Source organism: Microbulbifer discodermiae (genome assembly GCF_040742695.1).
GTDB lineage: Bacteria > Pseudomonadota > Gammaproteobacteria > Pseudomonadales > Cellvibrionaceae > Microbulbifer.
Genome location: NZ_JBFLAB010000018.1, coordinates 73677 through 81385, shown reverse-complemented (window position 1 = coordinate 81385; position 7709 = coordinate 73677). Strand labels below are relative to the sequence as shown.

6 protein-coding genes and 1 pseudogene are annotated in these 7709 nt (G+C 56.4%); 3 read left to right on the top strand and 4 right to left on the bottom strand.

The features are described from left to right. The first annotated feature begins 191 nt into the window (after positions 1-191). On the top strand, positions 192-575 hold the full coding sequence (locus AB1S50_RS08845; protein WP_455363743.1) for an SGNH hydrolase domain-containing protein: 384 nt from the start codon (positions 192-194) through the stop codon (positions 573-575). 589 nt (positions 576-1164) lie between these two features. Here AB1S50_RS08845 and AB1S50_RS08840 read toward each other — a convergent pair. After that, a pseudogene (locus AB1S50_RS08840) lies at positions 1165-2223 on the bottom strand (NAD(P)H-dependent flavin oxidoreductase). Positions 2224-2599: 376 nt separating this feature from the next. Between AB1S50_RS08840 and AB1S50_RS08835 the strand changes: the two are divergent. Then, positions 2600-3475, top strand: coding sequence for a LysR substrate-binding domain-containing protein (locus tag AB1S50_RS08835; protein WP_367150228.1), 876 nt, complete (start codon positions 2600-2602; stop codon positions 3473-3475). Further along, positions 3472-4605 carry a YbfB/YjiJ family MFS transporter gene (locus tag AB1S50_RS08830; protein ID WP_367150227.1) on the top strand — a complete coding sequence of 378 codons (1134 nt, stop codon included), beginning with the start codon at positions 3472-3474 and terminating at the stop codon, positions 4603-4605. The genes AB1S50_RS08835 and AB1S50_RS08830 overlap by 4 nt, the downstream gene beginning before the upstream one ends. Positions 4606-5302: 697 nt before the next feature. Here the strand turns inward: AB1S50_RS08830 and AB1S50_RS08825 are convergent. The 3 genes from AB1S50_RS08825 to AB1S50_RS08815 are packed head-to-tail and all read right to left on the bottom strand — an operon-like array spanning position 5303 to position 7709. Next, the gene (locus tag AB1S50_RS08825) at positions 5303-6082 is read right to left on the bottom strand and encodes a TrmH family RNA methyltransferase (RefSeq protein ID WP_367150226.1); all 780 of its coding nucleotides are present in this window, start codon (positions 6080-6082) and stop codon (positions 5303-5305) included. Then, on the bottom strand, positions 6079-6951 hold the full coding sequence (locus tag AB1S50_RS08820) for a Rossmann-like and DUF2520 domain-containing protein (RefSeq protein WP_367150225.1): 873 nt from the start codon (positions 6949-6951) through the stop codon (positions 6079-6081). Before AB1S50_RS08820 ends, AB1S50_RS08825 begins: the two co-directional genes overlap by 4 nt. Further along, positions 6951-7709: a pyridoxine 5'-phosphate synthase gene (locus AB1S50_RS08815; protein WP_367150224.1), complete on the bottom strand. Its 759-nt coding sequence runs from the start codon at positions 7707-7709 to the stop codon at positions 6951-6953. The genes AB1S50_RS08820 and AB1S50_RS08815 overlap by 1 nt, the downstream gene beginning before the upstream one ends.

The window sequence follows — 7709 nt, the reverse complement described above, 5'->3', positions numbered from 1 at the left end:
CGCCTGCGTCAAGCCCTGCTCAAGGACCAGCTTTACGGCCTCTGAACGAAACTCTATTGAATAAGTCTTTCTCATAGTCATTACATACTCCCAATTGCCTATGGTAACAATCGGGACTGTCCGGAGAAATCAGGCTACCCCAGTATTCGGAGAGTTATTATTCGAGCGATGGATCGTCTACAAGAAGAGACATGTTAGACGACTTGCTTAAACAGGTTGATTCATACGAGAGGATGGGGATTAAAGTTTTTGTGGTTTCCCCTATACCAATACCGCAATTTCAACATGCCTCCGACTACAGTCGCATGCTTAAATTCAATCAGATGTCTGAAATAGAATACGAGCAGGGCTCTAAAATTAAATTTGAGCACTTCATATCCGAAATTAGCATAATTAATAAAGCTCTTGAGGCTCGACTTGGGAAGAGATACATAAAGGCTTACGAAAATTTATGCGACGAAGAGTTTTGTTATTTTGGCGATTTGAAAGGATCGTATTTTTCAGACACTAACCATCTATCCAGTTATGGAACCTCAGTTGTAGCTAAGTCTTTTGACACCGTAGAATTTAAGTAAATTGCGTTGTAATGCAAAACTTGCTCAACAAAGCACAAGCGGACATTGAGATAGTAGAAAAAGGCACGTTTGGAGTAGGGCAATAGCACTTGTAATGTTTGCAAGTTGCTCTGATGTTAACCTATTGAATCTATTAGGAATTTTAGGAAATGATGGTTGAGCAGATGAGGCAGAAAACTTGTAAACTCTGTTTTGCTGCTCGCAATGCCTAGCAGGTGGTTGAAAAAGGCATCCTGCCTGTTTCAAAACACGAAAATCGAAAAATGTGATTTTCACTTTTCTCCCAAAACCAACGACTTAGGCGTCGTTGATTTTGCCGGAACATCAATATTCCGGTACCAGGCGTCGAAATTCTGCGAATTTCAACAGCCTGCTAGTGTAGCAACGCTTTCAAACAACGTCACTATTGAGTGGGAGTGAAAACCTCTTTCAAGGACTATCGGTAGCAGTGGGGCAGGCGGCGTAAACTTATAACTCTATTAAATCTACGTCGCCTCACCTATGGATGGTAAGTGGAAATCATTGTTGGAAAAACGTGAGTACAGAAAATTCCCCGAAGCAAGACACTCCCGAATTAATCAGAAATTCCTTAAACCGACATCTCCCTTACCAGGGTTGCAACTAGCTGTGCCGCTGGCAGTTCACGTGCCATCGGAGCCCCCTGGCCCGCCCAGTGCGCTGCAAACTCATGATTTCCCAATTTGGTAGCCGCTGCGTTCAGCTGTTTCGCCGCATCATAGGCCACCGGATAGGCGATCGGTTTTACTGCTGTCGCCAGCTCAGCATGGTCGATGAATCGGTTGCGGATGCCCCTTGCCGGTCGTCCCGAAAGCGTTGAGGTCAAGCGGGTTACAGCAGCGCGCTCACTCTTGAGGTCTGTTCGATAGCCCTGATTGGCGGCGGACTCGGGGCACAGTATGAAGGCGGTTCCCAGCTGGGCAGCGGCTGCGCCCAGTTTCAAGGCTGCGCTGATCCCCTGACCATCCATGATACCCCCGGCAGCAATGATCGGCAGGTCGAAATTCTTGACCAGCAACCGAACGAGTACGGATGTACTCAGTTGTTCATCGACAGAATCGGGATCGAAGATACCGCGGTGCCCGCCCGCCTCAATGCCCTGTGCAACGATCGCATCAATGCCCCGCTCCTGAATTTGCCCCGCTTCCTCGAGACTGGTAGCCGTCGCCAGTGTATAGATGCCGGCATCCCGCAGGGCACCTATCCACTCCGCGGCCGGTAGTCCAAAGTGAAAACTGACCACGGCGGGTCGAGTCTCTAGCAGCATCTCGAATGCTTCATCATTGTCGATGAAGCTGCGGTAGATTTCGTCCAGCGAAGCCGGCAAGTCGACTCCGCATTCCAGGAATAGCGGCTTCAGGTGCTCGAGCCAGGCTGCTTCCCGCCTTGCATCCCGCAAAGCAGGTTAGTGGCAGAAGACGTTGACGTTGAAGGGGCGTGTCGTCAGTGCGCGCGTCTGTTCGATCATCTGCCTGGCCTCGGGCAGGCTGCTCGCGCCAATGCCCAGCGAGCCCAAACCTCCTGCATTCGACACCGCAGCGGCCAGCTCGGGCGTTGCGACACCGGCCATCGGTGCCTGAATAATGGGATGAATAAGCAGTCGAGTTGAAAGTGGGTTTGAGCTGCTCATTATCAAATGACTCCACTGAAGGGTCGGGGCATCTAGGGCCTGTTGACACTAACTGAGATAGCCCTGCTGCCACTGGTTTTGTTGCCTGCAAGGCAGGAATTGCGCTGTGTGGCGGTTCCACATAAGCAATTTCTAACGCGGCAGGGCGCGAAACCAGGGGCTGCCCTTCGGGTTGTGCCGGAAAAGGCGCCACTCTTCGTTGCTCGTCGCTCATTTGGAACAACCAAACCGCGCTCCTCTTGCCTCGATTGGCACCTTTTCTGTCACAACAGGGCCAACTCCGTTAGTGTCAACAGGCCCTAGTGAAGAATAATGGGTATCAATCATTCATATTTTGAGTATATACTGCAATAATTATTATCAAAAAGTGAATGATGTGGATCTGGAAACCCTGAAGATATTCGATGTGGTTGCCGCTGAGCTGAGCGTTACGCGGGCAGCATCCAGGCTTGGGCGCGTGCCTTCCAACGTTACCACGCGTATACAGCATCTCGAGGCGGAGTTGGGAGCGGAACTCTTCATTCGAACCGGTAAGCGCATCACGCTATCCACCGCGGGACAGCGCTTCCTGGAGTATGCGCAACGCTTGCTCGCGCTGGCGGATGAGGCCCGGCATGTCGTCGGTGGAGGTAGCAGTGGCGGGACACTGCGCATCGGTAGCATGGAGTCCACGGCGGCAAGCCGGATCGCGGCGCCGCTGGCGTCCTTCAACCGGGCCAATCAGGCAACCAGACTGGAGGTCAGTACAGGCCCGTCAGCACAGCTTGTAGAGCAGGTGCGCAACGGGAAGCTGGACTGTGCATTCGTGGCGCTGCCCCCAGCGATAAAGGGGGAGCCGGGCCTGGCCGAGATGGACTTGCAGGGCTTCCCAGTCTGGCAGGAAGAACTCCTGTTGCTACTGCCAGCTACTGACGTGGCGGCAACGACTCCCGAGCAGGTGCTTACTCGATCCCTGGCAGCATTCAGATTGGGCTGTACCTACAGAACCATCGCAGAGGACCGACTTGGAATAGTGGCCGGAGGCGAGTGGAGAATCCAGGAATTGGGCTCTTACCACGCGATGGTTGCTGCTGTTGCTGCTGGTTCCTGTGTCACTCTGTTGCCGCGCAGTGTGCTGGAACTGAGCAATGTTCCGGCCGACCTGGCATCGTTGGATCTGGGCTCCATAAATATCCATCTCATATGGCGCAGCGGCTACGGGATTCCCGCGTTTCAGAAGTTTGTCCAGTTGTTCATGCAGGAAGAGCCATGAAGTTTTCCACTGCTGGTGTGGGCCCCGCCATCGGCGCGGCGCTTGTCATGGCCGTAGGCATAGGGTTTGGTCGTTTCGCCTATACGGCGCTCTATCCGCATATGGTTCAGGACGGCGTGCTCAGTTTGAGCGGTGGCAGTCTAACCGCTTCCGCCAACTATGGGGGGTATCTCATTGGGGCGCTACTGGCTATCAAGGCCAAGCCGGCAAGTGCGCACCGTGTCTGTCTATGGGCGACAGCCGGCACCGCCCTATGCCTGGCAGTTCTGGCCCTTCTCAAGGCGACCTGGGCAATTGTCGCGGTGCGCGGTGTTGCCGGTGTTTTCAGTGCGGTCGCCATGGTCGCCGCTTCACTGTGGTTGCTTGAGCATCGCAAGCACCTGCACGGTGCCCCCCTGCTGTACGCGGGAGTGGGATTTGGGATTGCCCTGTCTGCTGAGTTTGTTGTCCTCGCGGCGCAGCTGGGGTCTGACAGCCAGGGGCTCTGGTTGATGCTCGGCATCAGCAGCCTCGTGCTGGGGCTGCTGGCGGCACCGGTATTGAAAGCGGGCGGCGAAGAGGATTTCGCTCAGGTAACGGTCACACCGGGCGGGGATGACAGCGTCAGGCAAGTGCCTCTGGTGATGATTTATGGCCTGGCTGGCTTTGGCTACATCATCACTGCGACCTACCTGCCACTGCTGGTGAAGACTGCGCTTCCGGATGTGGACCCGGCGCATGTTTGGGCAGTCTTTGGATTGGGTGCAGCTCCTTCGTGCTTCCTTTGGCATTGGGCACGTCTGCAGCTCGGCACGAAAAAGTCGCTGGCGTTGAATCTTGGTGTCCAGGCTTTCGGTGTGGTACTGCCTGTTTTTCTCCCCAACGGCGCCGGTTATCTGACCAGCGCTCTACTGGTCGGCGGTACCTTCCTGGGCACGGTCACCATTGTAATGCCAGCAGCTCAACGGATTGCGAGTCAGGTTCGCGGCAACCTGCTTGCTACCGTGACCGTTATTTACAGCATTGGCCAGATTCTCGGTCCTCTGGTGGCCAATAACCTCTACCAGGCGAGTCATGACTTTAACGGTTCACTATGGGCGGCCGGCGCAGCGCTCATGGTCGGTGCCTGTATGAGCCTTGTAGCCCTGTAACTTATTGAGCAACCAGTTTTATCTACGGGAATATGGTGTTAGAAGGGTCGATCCGCTTGTCTCTGTGCGGGCCGATGATGGTGCTCAAGGTACCACCGCTGAAAAAATTGACACTTCATCTGCAAAATTAATGAGCTAGCGGCTCTGGCGATAGTGGTGACGCTAGAGTTGAAAATCAGCCTTTCATTCTTCTTTTTACGGCGATGGGTTAAAGCCCATGTTGATGTTTGAGCGGGGCTAAACGGTGGTTGCGGGATACTCTGATCTGCAGTCGCCGCCGGCTCCTCCCCACTCACCAGTCAAATCCTTTCCACAGCGATTGACTTGTCGCACCTGAGGCTGCAGTTAGCTCTTGTTCTTGCAATCAGCCTTTTATTGTGCCTGTTAACTCATTGATTTTAATCGGTTTATTGGTTTGATTAAATTTTCTTCACAAAACGGTTACAAAGGTATCACGGGCTCTGGGCAGGAATTCGGGTAATTTGCCCACAAAGCTATCCACAGTTTCTGTGGACTGGTGGCGGCGGTATCCTGTCTTGACAATCAATTTTTTGTCGGACGGGATAAAACTGACGTCTAAAGGTAATTGAAACAGTGGACAGTTTTCTTTGTGGGCCTTTTGGGGGCACCTTTGGTGTGGCAAAAACCACCCCTTTAGAAGCGGTTGTGGTCCATCTGGTGGGAGGGACGAAAACAATCAGCCGCGCTGGCGAAAACTGATCAGTGCGGCGGTGACCGCAACGTTGAGACTTTCCACATTGTTGTGCATGGGAATCCGTACCCAGTCGGAACAACATTGCTCCACCGATGCACTGACCCCGCGGGTCTCATTGCCGACCACGAAAATTGTCACCGCATCGGTGCGGAAAGCTGCCAGTGTGTCCCCGGCATGGGACGAGAGTCCACATACACGCGCACCTGCGCGGCGGAATTGTTGCAGGGCTGGAGCCAGTTCGTCACAGCGCAACAGGCGAGTCCTGAACAGGGTGCCGGCGCTCGCCTTGATAACCAGTGGGTCTATCTGTGCACAACCTTGGCGTGGCAGGATGATACCGTCCATGCCGCCGGCGCAGGCGGAGCGAATAATCATGCCGAGGTTTTGCGGATTGGTAATACCATCCAGTGCCAGCAATTCGCAGGGTTGGGTGCAAGTCTTCAGCTGGGTGTCGATAAATGCATCCACAGAGCCATAGCTGGGCAGGGCGAGATCCAGCGCCACCCCCTGGTCCTGGCGGCCGTTTTTGGAAATGCGTGCCAGTTGTCTGCGGTCGTGGTAGGCGACCTCTATCTGCCGCTGCTGGGCCAGTTGCTGTATGCGGGCCACTATCTGATCGCTACGGTTGCTCTCCGCCAAGTGCAGTTTATGCACCGGCAGGGTGGGATCTTCCAGCGCTTCCAGCACAGGTTTACGGCCGTAGATGGTCAGCAGGCTATCGAAGAAGGCGCGTTTTTGCAGATACTCTGGGGAATCTTTCACAGCTGTGCTTCGCTGAAAACTTTTACCATGCGCTCTGCGTCACCTTCCGGCAGCCCCGAGCGTCGGGCCAGTCCCACACAGGCCAGGCCCAGTCGGCGATAGTGTTCCGCCAGGGTGGTGTCCACTTTTTCCAGGGCCCGGAGCTGCGTACTGACAGTTTCCACATCGCCGCGGACGATCGGTCCGGTCAGGGAGGCTTCCGGCCCCAGCCGCATATTGTTTTGTGCCGTCTGCTCCACAATCGGTTTCAGCAGTTTCAGGGCCTCTGCGCGCGGGATGCCGGCGGCGGCGAAGGACAACAGGCTGATATCCATCAGCACCGACAGATAGTTGCAGGCGAACACCGAGCCGGCGTGGTAGAGGGATTTGTTTTCCACCGCCAGGTCCAGGGTCTCGCAGCCGATTGCCGCGAAGGCGCGACGCAACAGTGCCAGGGCGGTCGCGCCGCCCTCGATGGCGACGCTGGTGCCGGCCAGTGTTTCCACCGAGTGCGCCGGGTCGGCGAAGCTGTGTACCGGATGGGCACTGGCAACCCGCTCGGGATCACAGGGAGCCAGGAGGGTTGAGCTGAGGGCGCCGCTGCAGTGGAAAACAATGCTAGGCGCGGAACTCCGGCGCAACCGCTCACCCAATTGGGCTGCCGCCGCGGCCAGTTCGCCGTCGGGGGTGGCGATCAGCCAGCAGTTGGCGTCCGGCATAGCGCCGATGGACTCCGCCGGCGCGCCGGCGCCAATAAATTTGCAGGCTGCCGAGGCGCTGGCCGGGTTGCGGTTGCACACCGAGCCAACCCTGAAGAAGCCGTTTCTGTGCCACACACAGCCCAGTGTTCTGCCCAGCCTGCCGGCGCCGATGATGTTGAGGCTCGGCATCAGTCGCCCGAGAGACAGCGCAGGTAGGCGTAGACCGCGTTTTCCAGCCCCATATTCAGGGCGTCCACGGTGAGGGCGTGGCCGATGGAAACTTCCTGCAGGCCGGGGAGGCTGCGATAGCGGGGCAGGTTGAGCAGATTCAGATCGTGGCCGGCATTCACTCCCAGGCCCAGTTGCAGGGCGTGTTCCGCGGCGGCGCAGTGGGCGGCAAAAATCCGCTCGAGATCCGGGCTCTGTTGCGCTGCGGCCCAGGCGTAGGGCCCGGTGTACAATTCGATACGGTCGGCACCCAGTTCCCGCGCCAGGGATATCTGCTCCAGATCCGGATCCATAAACAGGCTGACGCGGATATTGGCCGCTTTCAGTGCACTTATCACTGGCTCCAGGCGGTCGCCGTCCCGGGTGAGATCAAAACCGTGATCGGACGTCAGCTGATCGTTGCTGTCGGGCACCAGGGTGCACTGGTGTGGACGCGCTTCCATGACCAGTGCCAGCAGCCCCGGATACTCCCCCGTGGGTTTCGCGAAGGGGTTGCCTTCCACGTTGAACTCGACTCCGCTAAATCCTGCGCAGAGCGGGGCCAGGTCGCGCACATCCCGGGGCCGGACATGGCGCTGGTCCGGGCGCGGGTGCACGGTCAGTCCCTGGGCGCCGGCGTCGAGACACTGGCGGCCGTGGGCCACCAGATCCGGGAAGTTGCCCGGGCGGGAATTGCGAATCAGGGCGATTTTGTTGAGATTGACGCTGAGCGCGATCAC

Coding starts and splice junctions, on each gene's coding strand:
- AB1S50_RS08845 (WP_455363743.1), top strand. CDS start 192: ATGTTAGACGACTTGCTTAAACAGGTTGATTCATACGAGAGGATGGGG.
- AB1S50_RS08830 (WP_367150227.1), top strand. CDS start 3,472: ATGAAGTTTTCCACTGCTGGTGTGGGCCCCGCCATCGGCGCGGCGCTT.
- AB1S50_RS08820 (WP_367150225.1), bottom strand. CDS start 6,951: ATGCCGAGCCTCAACATCATCGGCGCCGGCAGGCTGGGCAGAACACTG.